The sequence below is a fragment of the Rhodococcus sp. NPDC060090 genome (genome assembly GCF_042729855.1).
Taxonomy (GTDB): Bacteria; Actinomycetota; Actinomycetes; order Mycobacteriales; family Mycobacteriaceae; genus Rhodococcus.
Map to the genome: position 1 here is coordinate 110390 of NZ_JBHWXB010000015.1, position 16902 is coordinate 127291.

The following is a 16902-nucleotide window of genomic DNA, read 5'->3' on the forward strand; positions in this document are numbered from 1 at the left end:
GACGGGATGTCGGTCGGAACCCATCCCATCATGGTCGGGTCGCGCTCAGGTGGCGACGCTCGACAACGGCACGCTCGTGTCCGCGAGGCGGGCAGGATCGACGGGTGAACCCGAGGAGACGAGTGCGCGGATGTCGTCGCCGGCGTCCCAGATGTTCACGTTCATGCCGGCCAGTACCTTGTTGTCGCCGTCGAGCCAGAATGCGAGGAACTCGCGCTTCGCGACGTCTCCGCGTGTGATCACCCGCGAATCGGGTGGGGCGAGCCCGACATATTCCATCCCGAGGTCGTACTGGTCGGTGAAGAAGTAGGGGAGGCGGTCGTAGGAGGCGTCGATGCCGAGCATCGTGGCAGCGGCAACGGCAGGTTGGTTGAGCGCGTTGGCCCAGTGCTCGACCCGGACGCGGCCACCGAGTGCGGGATGTTCGGCCGCTGCGATGTCGCCGACCGCGACGATGTCGGGATCACTTGTGGCCAGCGATGCGTCGACGAGAACCCCGCCGTCGACGGCCAGGCCCGCATCCTCGGCGAGTTCGACGTTCGGTGCCGCACCGACCGCGACGAGCACCGCATCGGCAGGCACCGTGCTGCCGTCCGCGAGAACGACCCCGGTGGCGCGGCCACCGTCGACGGCGATCTCACGCACCGAGGCACCGAGCCGCAGATCGACGTCGTGCGCCCGGTGCAGGTCGGCGAACACCGCGCCGATCTCCGGGCCCAGCGACCCGGACAGGGGTGTCTGTGCGGATTCGATCACCGTCACGTCGGCGCCGTACCCCCGCGCGCCTGCGGCGATCTCGAGTCCGATCCATCCTGCGCCGATGATCACGAGGCGCGCGGCGGTGCCGTCATCGCGCCGGATCGCAGCGAGCAGCTCGTCTGCCTCACCGACGGTGCGCAGGACGTGAACACCCGGCGCATCGGCCCCCGGGAGAGGCAGGCGCCGGGAGCGCGACCCGGTCGCGAGCGCCAACTTGTCGTAGTGCACGGTCGATCCGTCCGGCAGGACGACCGTGTGCGCGGCGGGGTCGATCGCAGTGACGGTCGTGCCGAGACGAAGGTCGACGCGATGATCTCGGTACCAGTCGCCGCGCTGCACGGTGAACTCGAGCAGTCGCTTGCCGCCCGCGAAGTATTCCTTCGACAGCGGCGGTCGTTCGTACGGCAGGTGTTCCTCCGCGCCGAACAACACCACGTGGCCGGGAAAATCGCGGGCCCGAAGTTCTTCTGCCACCTTCGCGCCCGCCAGGCCTGCACCGACGATCACGAACGTCTTCTCACCCGGCATCGCATGACCTCTCGTTCGTGTGCGTGCTCGACGCTGTACGTCCAGGTCCTCCCGTCCGACGGTACGGGGACGATGCGCCGGTGCGGCGACGATCGGGAAGAATGCCTCGCGAAACGGTGTTGCATTCCCTGTAACCCGACTTTCGTGAGGAGATCATCTTGAGCGACCCGACCACAGGTACCGCAGGCAAGGACACCGCAGACTTCTGGTTCGACCCGCTGTGCCCGTGGTGCTGGATCACCTCGCGATGGATCCTCGAAGTCACCGAGGTGCGCGACATCGAGGCACACTTCCACGTGATGAGCCTCGCCGTACTCAACGAAGGCCGCGACCTGCCCGACGAGTACGCCGAAATGATGAAGACGGCCTGGGGCCCTGTCCGCGTCGCGATCGCCGCGTCGCAGAAGTACGGCGACGAGATCCTCGAGAGTCTGTACACCGCGATGGGCACACGCATCCACAACGAGGGCAACAAGGACTTCACCGACGTCATCGCCGGTGCCCTCGCCGAACTCGACCTCGATCCCGCTCTCGCGCAGGCCGCCGACAGCCAGGACTACGACAAGGCGCTGCGGGAGAGCCACGCGGCCGGGATGGACGCCGTCGGTCCCGACGTGGGGACCCCCACGATCCACGTCAACGGTGTCGCGTTCTTCGGGCCGGTGCTGTCGAAGATCCCGCGCGGCGAAGAGGCAGGAAAGGTATGGGACGGAGTGGTCGCGCTCGCGTCGTACCCGCACTTCTTCGAACTCAAGCGCAGCCGCGACGAAGATCCGTCGTTCGACTGACGATCGATCGGATCGAGAGAAAAGGTGTCCCTCCGGCTCGGACGAGCCGGAGGAACGACTTGTGTGTCGTAGGGGAATGTGTCAGCCGAGGGTCTTCTCGAGGTCGTCGAGGATGGTGTTCGCGCCGACCACACCGATACCGACCATCCAGGTTTCGTCCTCGAACTCGTAGACCTTCCCGGCCTCGACCCCGGGCTGCGCGCCCCACAGGCCGGTGACCGCTGCCATGGTGGTCGCGGCTGGATTGCCTCCGGGATTGGTGAAGAAGACGACGTCGCCGTCGATCTCGGTGTAGTTCTCGGGGCTGAGCTCGAGCATCGAGTACTCGTTCCAGGCGCGATCCGCACCGAGGTCGTAGCCGACCTGGGTGAGGATGGTCCCCGAGAAGGTGTCGGGACCGTAGAGACGGAAGTTGTCGGGCCGGAACCGGACCATCGAGGCGGTCTGCCCCTCTGCGCCGATGTTCTTGCCGACCTGAACGGCGCGTTCCTCGACCCCGGTGAGCAGCGCTTCCATCTCGTCCGTCTCGCCCACCGCGGCGGCCGTGATGCGGGCCTGTTCTTCCCACTCGGTACCCGAGTTGACGGAGAAGACGGTCGGGGCGATCGCCGAGAGCTGCTGGTAGAGCGCTTCGTGCCGTACCTGCGCGCCGATGATCAGATCGGGGTTCAGGCTCGCGATGGCTTCGAGGTCGGGCTCCATCGTCGGGCCGACGGTTTCGATTCCCTCGAGTTCGTCGGCGAGGTACTCGGGGACACCGGTCGCCGCACCCGATTCGGTGGCGCCGACCGGCGTGATGCCGAGTGCGACGAGGGCGTCGAGATGCGGGGAATCGATGACGACGATGCGCTCGGGCGTGCCTTCGATCGTCGTCTCACCCATCGCGTGCTCGACGGTGTAGGACGCGTCGGTGGACGCCTCGTCCCCTGTAGTGGCCTCGTCGGACGAGGTCGACCCGCAGGCCGACAGAAGCATGGCCGTGGCGGCAGCGGCTGCGGTCAGGATGACGCGCGTCGAGCGCCCTTGTGCTGTGAACATTCGCTCAACTTAGCGGTTCGACTTAGGTGAGGAAAACCTCACTCCCGTCCGGTGTGAGCGGTTCACGTCCCGTCGGGTCGTCTCGCTAGACTCGCTCCATGCGCGTTTACCTGGGAGCCGATCACGCCGGCTTCGAACGGAAGAATCAGATCATCGAGCACCTGACGGCGAACGGCCACGAAGCCGTCGACTGCGGCGCCTTCGAATACGACGCACTCGACGACTACCCGGCGTTCTGCATCGAGGCCGCGCGTCGCACTGTTGCCGATCCGGGCAGTCTCGGACTCGTCCTCGGCGGCAGCGGCAACGGTGAGCAGATCGCCGCGAACAAGGTCCCCGGTGCGCGCTGCGCGTTGGCGTGGAGCGTCGAGACCGCGAAGCTCGCCCGCGAGCACAACAACGCCCAGCTGATCGGTATCGGCGGCCGGATGCATTCCCTCGAAGAGACGCTCGCGATCGTCGACGCCTTCCTCGCGGCAGAGTGGTCGAACGAGGAGCGGCACCAGCGTCGCATCGACATCCTCGCCGAGTACGAGACGTCCGGCGACGCACCTGCGGTACCGGGCGCGAACTGACCGGTGCCCGAAGGACACATCCTGCACCGGCTCGCCCGGTTGCACCACGCGTGGTACGCGGGTGCGCCGGTGCGGGTGTCCAGTCCTCAGGGGCGTTTCGACGAGGGCGCTGCGACGGTGAACGGGCGCGTTCTCACGCACGCCGACGCCTGGGGCAAACACCTGTTCCACCACTACGAGGGCGCGCTGACGGTGCACGTGCACCTCGGAATCTACGGGGCGTTCACCGATTCCGAACTTCCACTCGGTGAACCCACGGGGCAGGTCCGCATGCGGATGATCGGTTCCGGACACGGCAGCGACCTGCGAGGACCGGCCGCGTGCGAGATCCTCACGGAAGGCGAGGTCGACGCGATCGAAGCGCGTCTCGGTCCCGATCCGCTACGCGCCGACGCCGATCCGGAGCAGGCGTGGGCGAGGATCAGCCGTTCCCGCAGCCCGATCGGTGGCCTGCTCATGGATCAATCGGTGATCGCGGGAATCGGCAACGTCTACCGCGCCGAAGTGTTGTTCCGGCACGGAATCCATCCCGAACGACCCGGCAAGAATCTCTCACGCGCCGAATTCGACGCGATCTGGGCCGATCTCGTCGAGCTGATGCAGGTCGGAATGGCGCGTGGCCGTATGCATGTCGTACGCACTGAAGACGACCACGGCGCACCGGCATACGCGAAGGATCGACCCCGTACCTACGTGTACCGGCGCACCGGGGATCCGTGCCGAGTGTGCGGCGCACCGGTGCTCCACAAGGTGATGGGCGCGCGGAATCTGTTCTGGTGCCCGGTCTGTCAATCGGAGTGAGTTCTGTCGATCGGAGTGAGTGAGGGACGAGTAGCTCAGAACCCGTCGAACCCGAAGTCGCCGAACCCGCTGTCGCCACCGAATGAGTCGCCGCCACCGAAATCATCGCCACCGCCGTCGGAACCGCCACCACCGCCGTCGTCGCCACCGATGTTGTCGCCCGCGGCACCGTCCGTGCCGTCCGCTTGACCACTCTCGAAAGCCTGCGCGTCGTACGGCACCCCCGCCATACCCGCGAACAGTGACGAGAACAGGAGCATCGAACCCACGCCCCACGCACCCGCGACCAGAGCGGGCTTCCACCACGGCTCGGAGTACCACCCTGCAGGGACCGGCCTGCCCGCGACACGGCCACCCGGGTAGTAGTTCGGGGTGTGTGCCGAGGGTGACGGCGACGCAGCGACCTGCCGGCCCTCGAACTCGACCTCACGATCTTCGGTCACCGATCCTGCAGACTTCTGACCGTCGAGAGTGGGGATCTCCGGCCCAGGGTCCATGCCCATCGCCGTGCGGGCAGCGCGGATGTAGTAAAGCCCTTCGAGCGCCGTCTGCTTCGCGAGTCGCGCCTGAACGGGGGATTGTGCCTGGTCGATCTGCGAACCGGCGGCCGTGAAGCGCTCGGCGGCGTCCGCGAGCGCTTGCCGCGACGCGTCGTCGGTACCGGTGAGGTTGTAGATCTGGCCGCCGAGCCGTTCGATGGCCTGGCGGGCGTCCGCTTTGGCGTCGTCCAGGTTTCCGGCAGCGTGTCGGGTGGTGTTCTTCTGCGAGCGAGCGACGAAGTACACGACGACGGCCACGGCTGCGAAGATGAGCAAAATTTCCACGATGAGTCCCTACGACGAGGTCGTTCGGTACAGGCCCCAGCGTACCGATCCGGTCAGCTGTCGAGGACGGTCTGCAGTCCCGCACGCAGGCACTCGTCGAACGCCTTGCGGTCGGGCACTGCGGCAGGGTCGACGGTGAGCCCGACACAGCACATGTCGCGGTACGACATCAGGGTCGCGTTGACCGCCGACCCGAGGGTGCGGCCGAATCCGTAATAGCGCGCGATACCCGCGCCCGCCACGAACAGGGGTGTCGTCGAACCCGGCACCGTGCAGGTGAGCACGTCGTCGTGGCCGAACATCCGAGTTGCGGGAAGCACACTGGGGTCGTCGGGCGCACCTGCGGTCACGCGGTCGATGCGTCGCATCAGATCGACCGGCCCGTCGTCGATCTCGGTGCCGCCGAGAGAGATGTGCGCGGGTTTTTCGGATCCGGTGCCCGGGATCGCGGCGAACAGGTCGTCCGAGGGGGAGCCGTGGGTCTGCCGGTACGACGCATATCCGAGGAGCACCGTGGCCGCGACACCACTTTCGAGTCCGCATCCGGCGCGATCCACTGCGTCGCGCATCTCGTCGCGGGAGATGTCGAGGGTATGAAGCCGATGTGTTCCACCTGTGGGGATCGCGCGGTGGGGGAGCGGCTGCGACGCCGGTGCGAGGATCGCCTTCATCAGATCCGAGGTGCTGTCCACGACGAGTTCGGTCGACGAGCGAATCGCGTCCGCGGTGTGTTCCGACAGGTTGCGCAACCACGCCCACACCGAGCCGTGCTGTGCGTCGTCCGGTGTGGATGCACTGTGCCCGTCGCGTTCGGGGCGCACGATGCTGATCACGAGTGCCGCTTGACCGCCGGTGAGCCCGTCCACGAGCGTCAGGCCCCAGCCGGCGCGATGAGCGTCGACGGTCTCGGGAACAGCAGGAGTCATCGACAGCACGTCCGAGAAACCAGCAGTTCCCGTCAGCGACATCCGGTCGAGATGCCACGGGACGTCGTCGTGGTCGCCGTTGCGTCGCGCGACGTCGAGCCCGATGGGAACCTCGACCACCCTGTGCCGGAACGCCGCGGCCTCCAGATTTCCGGGCGCGAGCATCGCGGTGACGCGATCCCATTCCGGTACGGCGTCGAGGAGTACCGCTGCGACGACAGACGACCTCGAGGCCGCGGCCGCGGACCCTGTTGCCGCCTCGCCGGACCTCCTCGACGTGCGGTCGGGTGTCTCGCTCACACTGGCGACGCTCTCACAGCCGCCGGGCGTGCGGTCTCGGATTCGAGTCGGTACTCCGGTATCGAGTCGAAACGGTGATCCGGACGCTGCACAAACGAGAACCGCCCGCGATCTCGATGAGATCACGGGCGGTTCGCTGGAGGGGATGACGGGAATCGAACCCGCGTGGCCAGTTTGGAAGACTGGGGCTCTACCATTGAGCTACATCCCCGCATCTGCGGCTCTGTCGGATTTCACCGGGTGGTTTTCCGGTGCTCTCCGGCGTTCGCCGCTTGCAGGATGAGACTGTACCGAACCCGGCTTTGGAATTCATAATCGGGGGGCCGTAGGATTCAGTCCGGCCCCCGGCACCGCGGCGGGAGCAGTACGACGGGATGTGGCGCAGCTTGGTAGCGCATCCGCTTTGGGAGCGGAGGGTCGCAGGTTCGAATCCTGTCATCCCGACCAGATCGAACAGCGTCAGGGCGCTCAGTAGTGAGAACGAACGACCGACAAGAGCACGACAAGAAGGAGCCATGTCCGTGAAGAGCACCGTCGAGCAGCTGAGCCCGACGCGAGTCCGTATCAATGTTGAGGTGCCCTTCGAGGAGCTCCAGCCTGATTTCGACCGCGCCTTCCAGTCCCTCGCCGGCCAGGTGCGGATCCCCGGATTCCGTCCCGGCAAGGCCCCGCGCAAGATCCTCGAGGCTCGCGTCGGTCGCGGTGCAGTGCTCGAGCAGGTCGTCAACGAGGCGATCCAGTCGCGCTACTCCGAGGCTGTGACCGCGAACGAGGTCAAGGCCATCGGCCAGCCCGAGATCGACATCACCAAGCTCGAGGACAACGTCGAACTGGTCTTCGCGGCCGAGGTCGACGTGCGTCCCGAGGTCACCCTCCCCGACTTCTCCGAGATCGCGGTCACCGTCGATCCTGTCGAGATCTCGGACGAGGACATCGAAGAGCAGCTGCTGTCGCTGCGTCAGCGTTTCGGCACCCTCACCGGCGTCGAGCGCGCCGTGCAGGACGGCGACTTCGTGTCGATCGACCTGTCGGCCACCGTCGACGGCGAAGAGGTCACCGAAGCCGCCACCGAGGGCCTGTCCCACGAGGTCGGCTCCGGCCAGCTCATCGAGGGTCTCGACGAGGCCGTCATCGGACTCGAGGCCGAAGGGTCGAAGGAGTTCACCTCGACGTTGGTCGCCGGCGAGTTCGCGGGCAAGGAAGCCGTTGTCACCGTCAAGGTGAACTCGGTCAAGGAACGCGAACTGCCCGCTGAGGACGACGAGTTCGCGCAGCTCGCCAGCGAGTTCGACACCCTCGACGAGCTGAAGGCAGACCTGCGTGAGCGTGTCGGCCGCGTCAAGCAGGTCGAGCAGGCCGGCCAGATCCGCGACAAGGTGCTCGACGAGCTCCTCGAAAAGGTCGAGGTGCCGTTGCCCGAGGCCGTCGTCCAGGCCGAGATCGACAGCGCACTGCACGACGCGATCCACGAACTCGAGCACGATGAGGCTCAGCTCGACAAGCTGCTCGAGGCTCAGGGTTCGAGCCGCGAGGAGTTCGACAAGGAAGCTCGCGAGTCGGCAGAGCGGTCCGTCAAGACCCAGCTGCTCCTCGACGCGATCGCCGAGTCGGAGAAGACCACGGTCGAGCAGGAAGAGCTGACCGAACGCATCTTCTTCCAGGCACAGCGCTACGGGATCCCGCCGGAGCAGTTCATCCAGCAGATCAGCCAGGCCAACCAGCTCGGCGCGATCTTCGCGGACGTCCGCCGCGGCAAGGCTCTCGGCACGGTCGTCGACCGGGTTGCCGTCACCGACACCACCGGTGCGACCGTCGACACCTCCGAGCTCTTCGGTGGCGCGAAGTCCGACTCGGATGAGCCTGCCGAGGACGCCGAGGCGACCGAGGAGAAGGCATCCGAGTAATCGGATCTTTTCCGCTTTGAGCGAAGATGGGCGGCACCGGGCATCCGGTGCCGCCCCGTTTCGTTAGTGTCAATGTCAGCAATCCACGATTGACGAGAAGGCAGGTACCCGTGACTCCTCAGAATCCGGCGACATCCATCGGCCCGACGATGACCTCGGCCACCGCTGGCCTGAACCTCAGCGACTCGGTGTACGAACGCCTGCTCCGCGAGCGCATCATCTTCCTCGGCACCCAGGTCGACGACGACATCGCCAACAAGCTCTGCGCGCAGATCCTGTTGCTGTCGGCGGAAGATCCGACCCGCGACATCTCGCTGTACATCAACTCCCCGGGGGGTTCGGTCACCGCGGGCATGGCGATCTACGACACGATGAAGTTCGTGGAGTGCGATGTGGCGACGTTCGCGATGGGCCTGGCTGCGTCGATGGGGCAGTTCCTGCTCTCGGCCGGCACCAAGGGCAAGCGCTACGCTCTGCCGCACGCGCGCATCATGATGCACCAGCCGTCCGCCGGGATCGGTGGCACCGCGAGTGATATCGCCATCATGGCCGAGCAGTTCGCACACACCAAGCGTGAGATGGCCGAGCTGATCGCCGAGCACACCGGACAGACCGTCGAGCAGATCACGATCGACTCGGACCGCGACCGTTGGTTCACGGCGAAGCAGGCACTCGAATACGGCTTCGTCGACCACGTCGTCGCGCGGGCCCAGCAGGCCGGCGGCACGTCGAACTAGGCCCGAGGCCCCCAGACCCGCTCCACGTCCCACACATTCTTGGAGAAGCGATGACCAACATGTTCGATCCGCGCCAGCTCGGCGGCCAGGCCCCGAATTCGCCGGCGAGCCGCTACATCCTCCCGTCGTTCATCGAGCACTCGAGCTACGGCGTCAAGGAATCCAACCCGTACAACAAGCTCTTCGAGGAGCGCATCATCTTCCTGGGCGTCCAGGTCGACGACGCGTCCGCGAACGATGTCATGGCGCAGCTGCTCGTGCTCGAGTCGCTCGATCCCGACCGCGACATCACCATGTACATCAACTCGCCCGGTGGTTCGTTCACGTCGCTGATGGCGATCTACGACACGATGCAGTACGTCCGCGCCGATATCACCACCGTGTGCCTCGGCCAGGCGGCGTCGGCTGCGGCCGTGCTGCTCGCGGCCGGTACTCCGGGTAAGCGGCTCGCGTTGCCGAACGCCCGTGTGCTCATCCACCAGCCCGCGACGGGTGGCATTCAGGGTCAGGTCTCCGACCTCGAGATCCAGGCCGCGGAAATCGAGCGCATGCGCCGTCTCATGGAGACGACGCTGGCCAAGCACACCGGCAAGGACCCCGAGCAGATCCGCAAGGACACGGATCGGGACAAGATCCTCACGGCAGCAGAAGCGGTCGAGTACGGTCTGATCGACAGCGTGCTCGAGTACCGCAAGTTGTCCGCTCAGGCATAGTCACACCCGGCCCGGTCGAACCGCACCGAGTGTGTTCGGCCGGGCCGTTGTGCAGGGTGTGGGTCGCGTCATGGCAGGCGCACACAAATATGGCCGGAAACGCGAAGAACCTGTCGACCCGCGTGCCGGAGTCCGGGTACGGTCGATCAAAGGGCCCGCTCCCCGGGGGCCGGCGCTCGTCGACGGACACGGGATCGGTTGCACGCATACGAGGAAGTAGGGACCTGACAGATGGCACGTATCGGTGACGGCGGGGATCTGCTCAAGTGCTCGTTCTGCGGAAAGAGCCAGAAGCAGGTCAAGAAGCTCATTGCGGGCCCCGGAGTCTACATCTGCGACGAGTGCATCGACCTCTGCAACGAGATCATCGAGGAGGAGCTCGCCGAAACCAGCGAGGTGAAACTCGATGAGCTGCCCAAGCCCGCCGAGATCCGGGAATTCCTCGACAATTATGTGATCGGCCAGGATTCTGCGAAACGGTCTCTAGCGGTGGCTGTCTACAACCACTACAAGCGCATCCAGGCCGGCGACAAGACGCGCGACGCGCGCGGTGAGTCGGTCGAGCTCGCCAAGTCGAACATTCTTCTGCTGGGGCCCACCGGCTGCGGCAAGACCTATCTCGCCCAGACCCTCGCGAAGATGCTCAACGTGCCCTTCGCGATTGCCGACGCCACCGCACTCACGGAGGCCGGTTACGTCGGTGAGGACGTCGAGAACATCCTCCTCAAGCTGATTCAGGCCGCTGACTACGACGTCAAGCGCGCCGAGACCGGCATCATCTACATCGACGAGGTCGACAAGATCGCGCGCAAGAGCGAGAACCCGTCGATCACCCGGGACGTGTCGGGCGAGGGTGTCCAGCAGGCACTTCTGAAGATTCTCGAGGGCACGCAGGCGTCGGTGCCCCCGCAGGGCGGTCGCAAGCATCCGCACCAGGAGTTCATCCAGATCGACACGACGAATGTGCTGTTCATCGTTGCCGGTGCCTTCGCGGGTCTCGAGCGGATCGTCTCCGACCGCGTCGGCAGGCGCGGGATCGGTTTCGGCGCCGAGGTGCGGTCGAAGGCCGAGATCGACACCACCGACCATTTCGCCGACGTCATGCCCGAAGATCTCATCAAGTTCGGGCTCATCCCCGAGTTCATCGGCCGCTTGCCGATCGTCGCGTCGGTGACCAACCTCGACAAGGAATCGCTTGTCGAGATCCTGTCGGAGCCGAAGAACGCCCTTGTCAAGCAGTACGTGCGGCTGTTCGAGATGGACGGTGTGGAACTCGAGTTCACAACGGACGGGCTCGAAGCTGTCGCCGACCAGGCCATCCTGCGCGGTACGGGTGCCCGCGGGCTCCGGGCGATCATCGAAGAGGTGCTGCTGCCGGTGATGTACGACATCCCGAGCCGCGACGACGTCGAGAAGGTCGTCATCACCGCGGAGACCGTGACCGACAACGTCCTGCCGACCATCGTGCCGCGCAAGCCCGACCGCGAACGTCGCGAGAAGAGCGCCTGATCTCAGGATCGGCTGCGACGTCCCGCAAGACGTGCGACGTCGCGGAGTACGCCGGGAGCCCGGCGCGCCATGGCCAGGACTGCGCGGTCGGAGAGGGTCGGGCGGGGCGGTGCCGCCGGGTGCGTAGGCCGGGTCCGGTTCGTCGCCGTGAACATCTGGACCTGGCCGGGGACGCCCTTCAGTCGATGTCTGCCCAGGTCCGTGAAATCGATGTCGGCGCCGATCGCGAGATCGCGCACCCGCTGTGAGCATCGGACCTGCCCTGGCCCGGCGGACGCGGCGATGCGGGCCCCGATGTGCACTGTCATCCCGGTCAACTCCGGGCCGGCGCGGGTGACCGTTCCGACGTGCACACCGGAACGGACCGACAACCCGAGAGTTGTTGTGGTCCGGATGATTCGATGTGCACAGTGGATGGCGGCCGCCGGACCGTCGAACACGCTCAGGGTTCCGTCACCCGCGATACCGACAAGCGTGCCCGCGCCTGCCTCGACCTCGACACGCACCGATCTGTCGTGCGCGGCCAATAGCGATGCGAAGTGTATGTCGCCGATCTCCGCGAGTAGGTCGGTCGAGTGGACGACATCGGTGAAGAGGATGGTGGCGAGGAACCGGTCCGCGTCGACCGGACGGATCGCACCGGTGGCAAGCTCCTCCACGTGGTCGAGCACCGGGATCAACGCCTCGCCCAGGGTTGCGCCGGCCGGGATGGGTGGCAGGTCGTGGAATCGGCCGTTCGGGACGAGTTCGGCGACCCGGCGGACGGCTTCTCGGGCGAACAGACTGTCGGGCTGATGCAACACTTCCGTCGGACATTGGATCGACGGCAACGCCCACGCGTAGTTCGCCCGGATCGCCCACTCTAGGTGTTGCTGTGCGGTTGCCGGTGTGGCCGAACAGCGTTCGAGCAGAGCCATGATGCGGCGGTTGTGCGGAACATCGAGGGCAGGGTGCGCCAGGGACGTGAGGTCGCCGTGTCCCCAGCGGGCGTACGCGCCCCGATAGGAATCGACGAACCGGTCTCGTTGAGAGGCGGTCCACCCGGCCGGTGGGTCGTCGTCGGACACCAGGGTGTCGGACCAGGGTTCGGCGAGAATCAGTCCGGACACCCGGTCGGGACATCGGGCGGCGGCCAGAGCGACCGCCCCGCAAGTGCTGGACGCTCCGACCAGCGTGGCCTGCGCGACTTCAGCATCGTCGAGCACGGCGAGAACGTCGTCGGCCTGCTCCTCGAGCGACGGGACGTGGTCGACGGGGTCGGACAGTCCGAATCCGCGGCGCTGGAAGAACAGCGAGCGCGCGAAGCTGGAGCAGCGTTCGAAGTTGTAGTGCAGATGAGGATCGGTCCACATCAGGTCCGGATGCATCATGTCTTCGAAGAACCATGCCACCGGGTGTGGCCCCTCGCCGACGACCTGGTATGCCAGCGCGTGACCGTCGCGCTGGATGTACCGCGTCACAGGCGGGTCCATGGGACAACGATAGGGCCGCGAACGACGGAAAACGAGGTCACGAACTCTGTCGAGTTCGTGACCTCGTCCGTCGTAGTTCGGAGAACTACTCGATGTGGCCTGCCCGCCATCCGTCGGTCAGGTCCTAGCGCAGTTTGATGCTGCCGCCGTCGACCATCAGGGTCTGGCCCGTCATGTAGGACGCATCGTCGCTCGCGAGGAACACGGCGACACGCCCGATGTCGGATTCGGGGTCGCCGAACCGGTGCAGCGGTGTCTTGGCGAGCAGGACATCCTCCACTCCGGGATTCGCCTCGATGTAGGCCTGGACGCCTTCGGTCAACGCGAGCGGTGAGATGAGGTTGACGTTGATGTTGTCGGCGGCCCATTCGTTCGCCGCGACCCGGCTGATCCCGCGGATCGCTTCCTTGGCTGCCGCGTACGACGTCTGCGTGACGTTGCCGTCGATGCCCGCTCCGGACGCGAAGTTGATCACCGAACCCTGATTCGCGGCGAGCTGCGGGTGTGCGGCCTGCATGAGCCAGAGGGTCGGGTAGAAGCCGGTCCCGAACGACAGGTCGAGCATCTCCTGTGTGGTCTCCAGCAGCGGTGCCTGACGGGATGCATGCGCGTTGTTGACGAGCACGTCGATCTTCCCGAATGTCCGGATCGCAGTGTCGATGATCGTTGCGGCGCTTTCCTTCTGAGAGATGTCCGCATTCAGGAAGGATCCGGCGCCGTCGAGTTCGGCCTCGAGAGCCGAGCCCTTGGCGTCGTCGATGTCGACGAAGAGTACCCGAGCGCCCTCCTTGACGAATGCTCTGACGATGCCGCGTCCGATACCGCCGGCCCCACCGGTGACGATCGCGACCTTCTCTGCAAGCCTCATGCCGTGCTCCTTCGGTGAGTGATCAGTCGACTGCGAGTGCGGCTTTCTCCAGCTCCGCAATGCTGTACGCAGCGTACGTCTCGTACTGGCCGCGGCCGGTGAAATACGAGGACATCTGCTCGTCGAGTTCCTCCACGGTGAACGCGGAACCGGCTGCGTCGAAACGGTTCTCGACCTTCGGGGAGGCCATGAGCGCAACCATCTTGCCGTACACCACGAACACCTGACCGTTGATCTCGTGCGAGGCGGGGGAGGCCAGGTACGAGACGAGGGTGCCGACGCGCTCGGGTGCGAGCGGGTCGAGACCGGCGGTCGCGGAGTCGGCCTCACCGAAGGCCTGGGCCGTCATGGCCGTCCGGGCGCGGGGGCAGATCGCGTTGGCGGTGACGCCGTATCGGGAGAGTCCCTGCGCGGTGGACAGCGTCAGGGCGGTGATGCCGGCCTTGGCTGCCGAGTAGTTGGGCTGCCCGGCGGAGCCGAACAGGAACGCCTCCGACGAGGTGTTGATGACGCGGCCGTACACGGGGCCACCGGTTTCCTTGCTGGCGGCGCGCCAGTGGACGGCTGCGGCGTGGGAGGTCGCCGCGTGTCCCTTGAGGTGCACGCGGATCACGTCGTCCCAATCGGATTCGGTGAGGTTGAAGATCATCTTGTCGCGGATGATGCCCGCGTTGTTGACGAGGATGTCGAACGAGCCGAATGCCTTGACGGACTCCTCGACGAGGCGGCCACCGAGCGACCAGTCGGAGACGTCACCGGTCACGGCGATAGCCTGTCCGCCCGCTGCAACGATCTCTTCCGCGACCGCATGTGCAGCGTCGCCCATGTCGTTGACGACGACGGCGGCACCGGCTGCGGCCAGCGAGAGAGCCTCGGAGCGTCCGAGGCCGGCTCCGGCGCCCGTCACCACTGCGGCGCGTCCGGCCAGGCTGACAGATTCACCCATGGAAAGTCTCCTGTGTTCGGTGGGTTCGGCTCCTCGAAGGCGGCTCCGAACCAAAATTAGTATTCATTCTAGTTTGCGCGCAGGGGGCGTGTCGGGCGGGCGTCGTCCCGCTGTGCGGGAGTGGGTTGACCGGATGCTGCTGATCCTGCTGACCAGGACGGACTTGTCCGCGCGATGTCCGGCGGCTCTACTGTCGGCCCCCGTCCCGGCGAAGGAAGAGGTGAGGCATGCCCAGGCTCTCGGAGGCTCGTGATGCGGCCGAGCCGAGTTCGATGGAGCAGCGTGCACGGCACGGGAGGATCCTGAAGGCGGCCGCGCAACTCGGTGCGGAGAAGGAACTCGAACGTGTCCAGATGCAGGAAGTTGCGAAACTGGCCGGTGTTGCGATCGGCACGCTCTACCGCTACTTCCCGTCCAAGACCCACCTGTTCGTTGCGGTCATGGTCGACCTGATCGACCGGATGGGAAGTCAGCTTTCGAGGCGGGCGCAGGCTGCGATGACGCCGCCGGAGGCGGTGTGCGACGCGCTGCTGCAAGCGACGCGAGCGCTGCTGCGCACGCCGCGGCTCGCGACGGCCATGATCCAGTCGGCTGCGACGTCGAATGCGGCCACGATTCCCGATGTGGCGAAGATCGACCAGCAATTCGACGGGTTACTGCTCGATGCCGCGAATATCGAGGAGCCGACGGTCCTCGATACGACGGTGCTCCGGCTCGTCGTCGCATTGTGGTTCGGGCTGGTGCAGTCGGCGCTCAACGGCCGCACCTCGATCCCGGAGATCGAGTCGGATCTGCGGGTCGCGTGCGATCGGCTCCTCGGGGGTCTCGGCTGGTGAGGCCGGATGCCGACGGCACCGATTCGCGTTCCTGACCAGTGTGGTCCCGCTCGGTGGGACGGTGCGGATGTCCGTCTCCCCGCATAATTAGAATAAATTTCAGTATCGCCGACACGTAGGGAGTGGCATGAACAACGTCGTCATCGTCGAAGCCGCACGGACGCCGATCGGGCGTCGCCGCGGCCAGCTGGCCGGGGTGCATCCCGCGGTGCTGCTGGGCGCCGCCCAGAAGGGAGTCCTGGATCGCACCGGGATTCCCGCCGAACAGGTCGGCCAGCTCGTCGGCGGCGCGGTGACCCAGGCGGGGGAGCAGTCCAACAACGTGACCCGGCAGGCATGGCTGCACGCCGGACTGCCGTACACCACCGCCGCGACCACCATCGACTGCGCCTGCGGTTCGTCGCAGCAGGCCGTGCACATGGTGGCCGGCCTGATCGCCTCCGGCCAGATCGACGCCGGAATCGGTTGCGGCGTCGAGGTGATGAGCCGAGTGTTCCTCGGTCAGGCGAACGCCCCCGGCACAGGAAACCCCTACCCGCCCGACTGGACCATCGACATGGGCGACCAGTTCACCTCCGCCGAGCGGATTGCCGAGCGGCGCGGCATCAAGCGTGAGGACGTCGACGCATTCGGGCTCGAATCGCAGAGGCGGGCAGCCCAGGCGTGGGCCGAGGGAAGGTTCGACCGCGAGATCGTCCCGGTCGAGGCGCCCGTCGTCACGAAGGAAGGCGAGCCTACCGGTGACATCGCCACCGTCACCCGCGACGGTGGTCTGCGCGAGACCACCGCGGAAGGACTGGCAGGTCTCAAGCCCGTCATCGAGGGTGGTATCCACACCGCCGGGAACTCGTCGCAGGTCAGTGATGGCGCCGCTGCCGTCCTCCTCATGAGTGAGGACAAGGCTCGTGAGGCAGGTCTGCGTCCGAGGGCGCGCATCCTCGCCTCCACCCTGATCGGCTCCGACCCGTACTACCATCTCGACGGTCCTGTCGACTCGACTCGCGCGGTGCTCGAGCGTACCGGAATGTCGTTGTCGGACATCGACATCGTCGAGATCAACGAGGCATTCGCGTCGGTCGTGCTGTCGTGGGCCCAGGTTCACGGTGCCGACATGGACAAGGTCAACGTCAACGGCGGCGCCATAGCACTCGGCCACCCGGTGGGTTCCACCGGTTCCCGGCTGATCACCAGCGCACTCCACGAACTCGAGCGCTCCAACCGCTCGACCGCGCTGATCACGATGTGCGCCGGTGGAGCGCTGTCCACCGCGACCATCATCGAACGTATCTAGCCTCCCGCCCCGCCCCGCCCCGCCACCCTGCCTGGCCGTACGTCCGTCCGTCAACACCCCATTCACGTTGAGCGAATGTATCGTTCG

The 16902-nt window shown here is 66.2% G+C and carries 16 protein-coding genes and 2 tRNA genes; 10 read left to right on the forward strand and 8 right to left on the reverse strand.

All coding sequences use genetic code 11. From position 1 onward, the window contains the following. Positions 1-45: 45 nt before the first annotated feature. Positions 46-1287, reverse strand: coding sequence for an NAD(P)/FAD-dependent oxidoreductase (locus ACFWCF_RS20495; protein ID WP_378565226.1), 1242 nt, complete (start codon positions 1285-1287; stop codon positions 46-48). 158 nt (positions 1288-1445) lie between these two features. Between ACFWCF_RS20495 and ACFWCF_RS20500 the strand changes: the two genes are divergently transcribed. Then, complete coding sequence (locus ACFWCF_RS20500; protein ID WP_378565229.1) at positions 1446-2075, forward strand: DsbA family protein; 630 nt, start codon at positions 1446-1448, stop codon at positions 2073-2075. Between the two features lie 81 nt (positions 2076-2156). On the opposite strand, the gene ACFWCF_RS20505 is transcribed toward ACFWCF_RS20500, so the two are convergent. Then, positions 2157-3113 (reverse strand): ABC transporter substrate-binding protein, encoded by a 957-nt coding sequence (locus ACFWCF_RS20505; RefSeq protein ID WP_378565232.1) that lies wholly within the window; start codon positions 3111-3113, stop codon positions 2157-2159. A gap of 98 nt (positions 3114-3211) precedes the next feature. On the opposite strand from ACFWCF_RS20505, the gene ACFWCF_RS20510 reads away from it, so the two are divergent. Continuing rightward, the gene (locus tag ACFWCF_RS20510) at positions 3212-3688 is read left to right on the forward strand and encodes a ribose-5-phosphate isomerase (RefSeq protein ID WP_378489966.1); all 477 of its coding nucleotides are present in this window, start codon (positions 3212-3214) and stop codon (positions 3686-3688) included. 3 nt (positions 3689-3691) lie between these two features. Then, complete coding sequence (locus tag ACFWCF_RS20515; RefSeq protein WP_378565235.1) at positions 3692-4489, forward strand: Fpg/Nei family DNA glycosylase; 798 nt, start codon at positions 3692-3694, stop codon at positions 4487-4489. Between the two features lie 35 nt (positions 4490-4524). Here ACFWCF_RS20515 and ACFWCF_RS20520 read toward each other — a convergent pair whose 3' ends face one another. The 3 genes from ACFWCF_RS20520 to ACFWCF_RS20530 all read right to left on the reverse strand — a co-directional run bounded on the left by ACFWCF_RS20520 (position 4525) and on the right by ACFWCF_RS20530 (position 6750). Next, positions 4525-5313: a DUF1542 domain-containing protein gene (locus tag ACFWCF_RS20520; protein ID WP_378565238.1), complete on the reverse strand. Its 789-nt coding sequence runs from the start codon at positions 5311-5313 to the stop codon at positions 4525-4527. A 53-nt stretch (positions 5314-5366) separates the two neighbouring features. Continuing rightward, positions 5367-6539: a WS/DGAT domain-containing protein gene (locus ACFWCF_RS20525; protein ID WP_378565241.1), complete on the reverse strand. Its 1173-nt coding sequence runs from the start codon at positions 6537-6539 to the stop codon at positions 5367-5369. Between the two features lie 137 nt (positions 6540-6676). Then, positions 6677-6750 (reverse strand) — tRNA-Gly (locus tag ACFWCF_RS20530). A gap of 159 nt (positions 6751-6909) precedes the next feature. Between ACFWCF_RS20530 and ACFWCF_RS20535 the strand changes: the two genes are divergently transcribed. From ACFWCF_RS20535 to clpX, 5 genes are all read left to right on the forward strand, one after another. Then, positions 6910-6986, forward strand: a tRNA-Pro gene (locus ACFWCF_RS20535). Positions 6987-7060: 74 nt separating this feature from the next. Continuing rightward, the gene (tig, locus tag ACFWCF_RS20540; protein ID WP_378565244.1) at positions 7061-8443 is read left to right on the forward strand and encodes a trigger factor; all 1383 of its coding nucleotides are present in this window, start codon (positions 7061-7063) and stop codon (positions 8441-8443) included. A 110-nt stretch (positions 8444-8553) separates the two neighbouring features. After that, positions 8554-9180 carry an ATP-dependent Clp protease proteolytic subunit gene (locus ACFWCF_RS20545; protein ID WP_378565247.1) on the forward strand — a complete coding sequence of 209 codons (627 nt, stop codon included), beginning with the start codon at positions 8554-8556 and terminating at the stop codon, positions 9178-9180. Positions 9181-9230: 50 nt separating this feature from the next. Beyond that, positions 9231-9893 (forward strand): ATP-dependent Clp protease proteolytic subunit, encoded by a 663-nt coding sequence (locus ACFWCF_RS20550; RefSeq protein WP_378489960.1) that lies wholly within the window; start codon positions 9231-9233, stop codon positions 9891-9893. Between the two features lie 231 nt (positions 9894-10124). Continuing rightward, complete coding sequence (gene clpX, locus ACFWCF_RS20555; protein ID WP_378565250.1) at positions 10125-11402, forward strand: ATP-dependent Clp protease ATP-binding subunit ClpX; 1278 nt, start codon at positions 10125-10127, stop codon at positions 11400-11402. 2 nt (positions 11403-11404) lie between these two features. Here clpX and ACFWCF_RS20560 read toward each other — a convergent pair whose 3' ends face one another. From ACFWCF_RS20560 to ACFWCF_RS20570, 3 genes are all read right to left on the reverse strand, one after another. Beyond that, on the reverse strand, positions 11405-12874 hold the full coding sequence (locus ACFWCF_RS20560; RefSeq protein WP_378565253.1) for an adenylate/guanylate cyclase domain-containing protein: 1470 nt from the start codon (positions 12872-12874) through the stop codon (positions 11405-11407). A 124-nt stretch (positions 12875-12998) separates the two neighbouring features. Further along, positions 12999-13742: an SDR family NAD(P)-dependent oxidoreductase gene (locus ACFWCF_RS20565; RefSeq protein ID WP_378565256.1), complete on the reverse strand. Its 744-nt coding sequence runs from the start codon at positions 13740-13742 to the stop codon at positions 12999-13001. Between the two features lie 22 nt (positions 13743-13764). Beyond that, the gene (locus tag ACFWCF_RS20570) at positions 13765-14688 is read right to left on the reverse strand and encodes a 3-oxoacyl-ACP reductase (protein WP_378565258.1); all 924 of its coding nucleotides are present in this window, start codon (positions 14686-14688) and stop codon (positions 13765-13767) included. A 227-nt stretch (positions 14689-14915) separates the two neighbouring features. On the opposite strand from ACFWCF_RS20570, the gene ACFWCF_RS20575 reads away from it, so the two are divergent. Then, positions 14916-15524, forward strand: a complete 609-nt coding sequence (locus ACFWCF_RS20575) for a TetR family transcriptional regulator (protein ID WP_378565261.1) — start codon at positions 14916-14918, stop codon at positions 15522-15524. A gap of 127 nt (positions 15525-15651) precedes the next feature. Further along, positions 15652-16815 (forward strand): steroid 3-ketoacyl-CoA thiolase, encoded by a 1164-nt coding sequence (locus ACFWCF_RS20580; RefSeq protein ID WP_378565264.1) that lies wholly within the window; start codon positions 15652-15654, stop codon positions 16813-16815. Positions 16816-16902 lie beyond the last annotated feature (87 nt).

Bases quoted from the DNA above. Each gene is read 5' to 3' on its own strand.
- ACFWCF_RS20550 (WP_378489960.1), top strand. From the start codon at position 9,231: ATGACCAACATGTTCGATCCGCGCCAGCTCGGCGGCCAGGCCCCGAAT.
- ACFWCF_RS20505 (WP_378565232.1), bottom strand. From the start codon at position 3,113: ATGTTCACAGCACAAGGGCGCTCGACGCGCGTCATCCTGACCGCAGCC.
- ACFWCF_RS20580 (WP_378565264.1), top strand. From the start codon at position 15,652: ATGAACAACGTCGTCATCGTCGAAGCCGCACGGACGCCGATCGGGCGT.
- ACFWCF_RS20570 (WP_378565258.1), bottom strand. From the start codon at position 14,688: ATGGGTGAATCTGTCAGCCTGGCCGGACGCGCCGCAGTGGTGACGGGC.
- ACFWCF_RS20510 (WP_378489966.1), top strand. From the start codon at position 3,212: ATGCGCGTTTACCTGGGAGCCGATCACGCCGGCTTCGAACGGAAGAAT.
- clpX (WP_378565250.1), top strand. From the start codon at position 10,125: ATGGCACGTATCGGTGACGGCGGGGATCTGCTCAAGTGCTCGTTCTGC.
- ACFWCF_RS20565 (WP_378565256.1), bottom strand. From the start codon at position 13,742: ATGAGGCTTGCAGAGAAGGTCGCGATCGTCACCGGTGGGGCCGGCGGT.
- ACFWCF_RS20560 (WP_378565253.1), bottom strand. From the start codon at position 12,874: ATGGACCCGCCTGTGACGCGGTACATCCAGCGCGACGGTCACGCGCTG.
- ACFWCF_RS20495 (WP_378565226.1), bottom strand. From the start codon at position 1,287: ATGCCGGGTGAGAAGACGTTCGTGATCGTCGGTGCAGGCCTGGCGGGC.
- ACFWCF_RS20575 (WP_378565261.1), top strand. From the start codon at position 14,916: ATGCCCAGGCTCTCGGAGGCTCGTGATGCGGCCGAGCCGAGTTCGATG.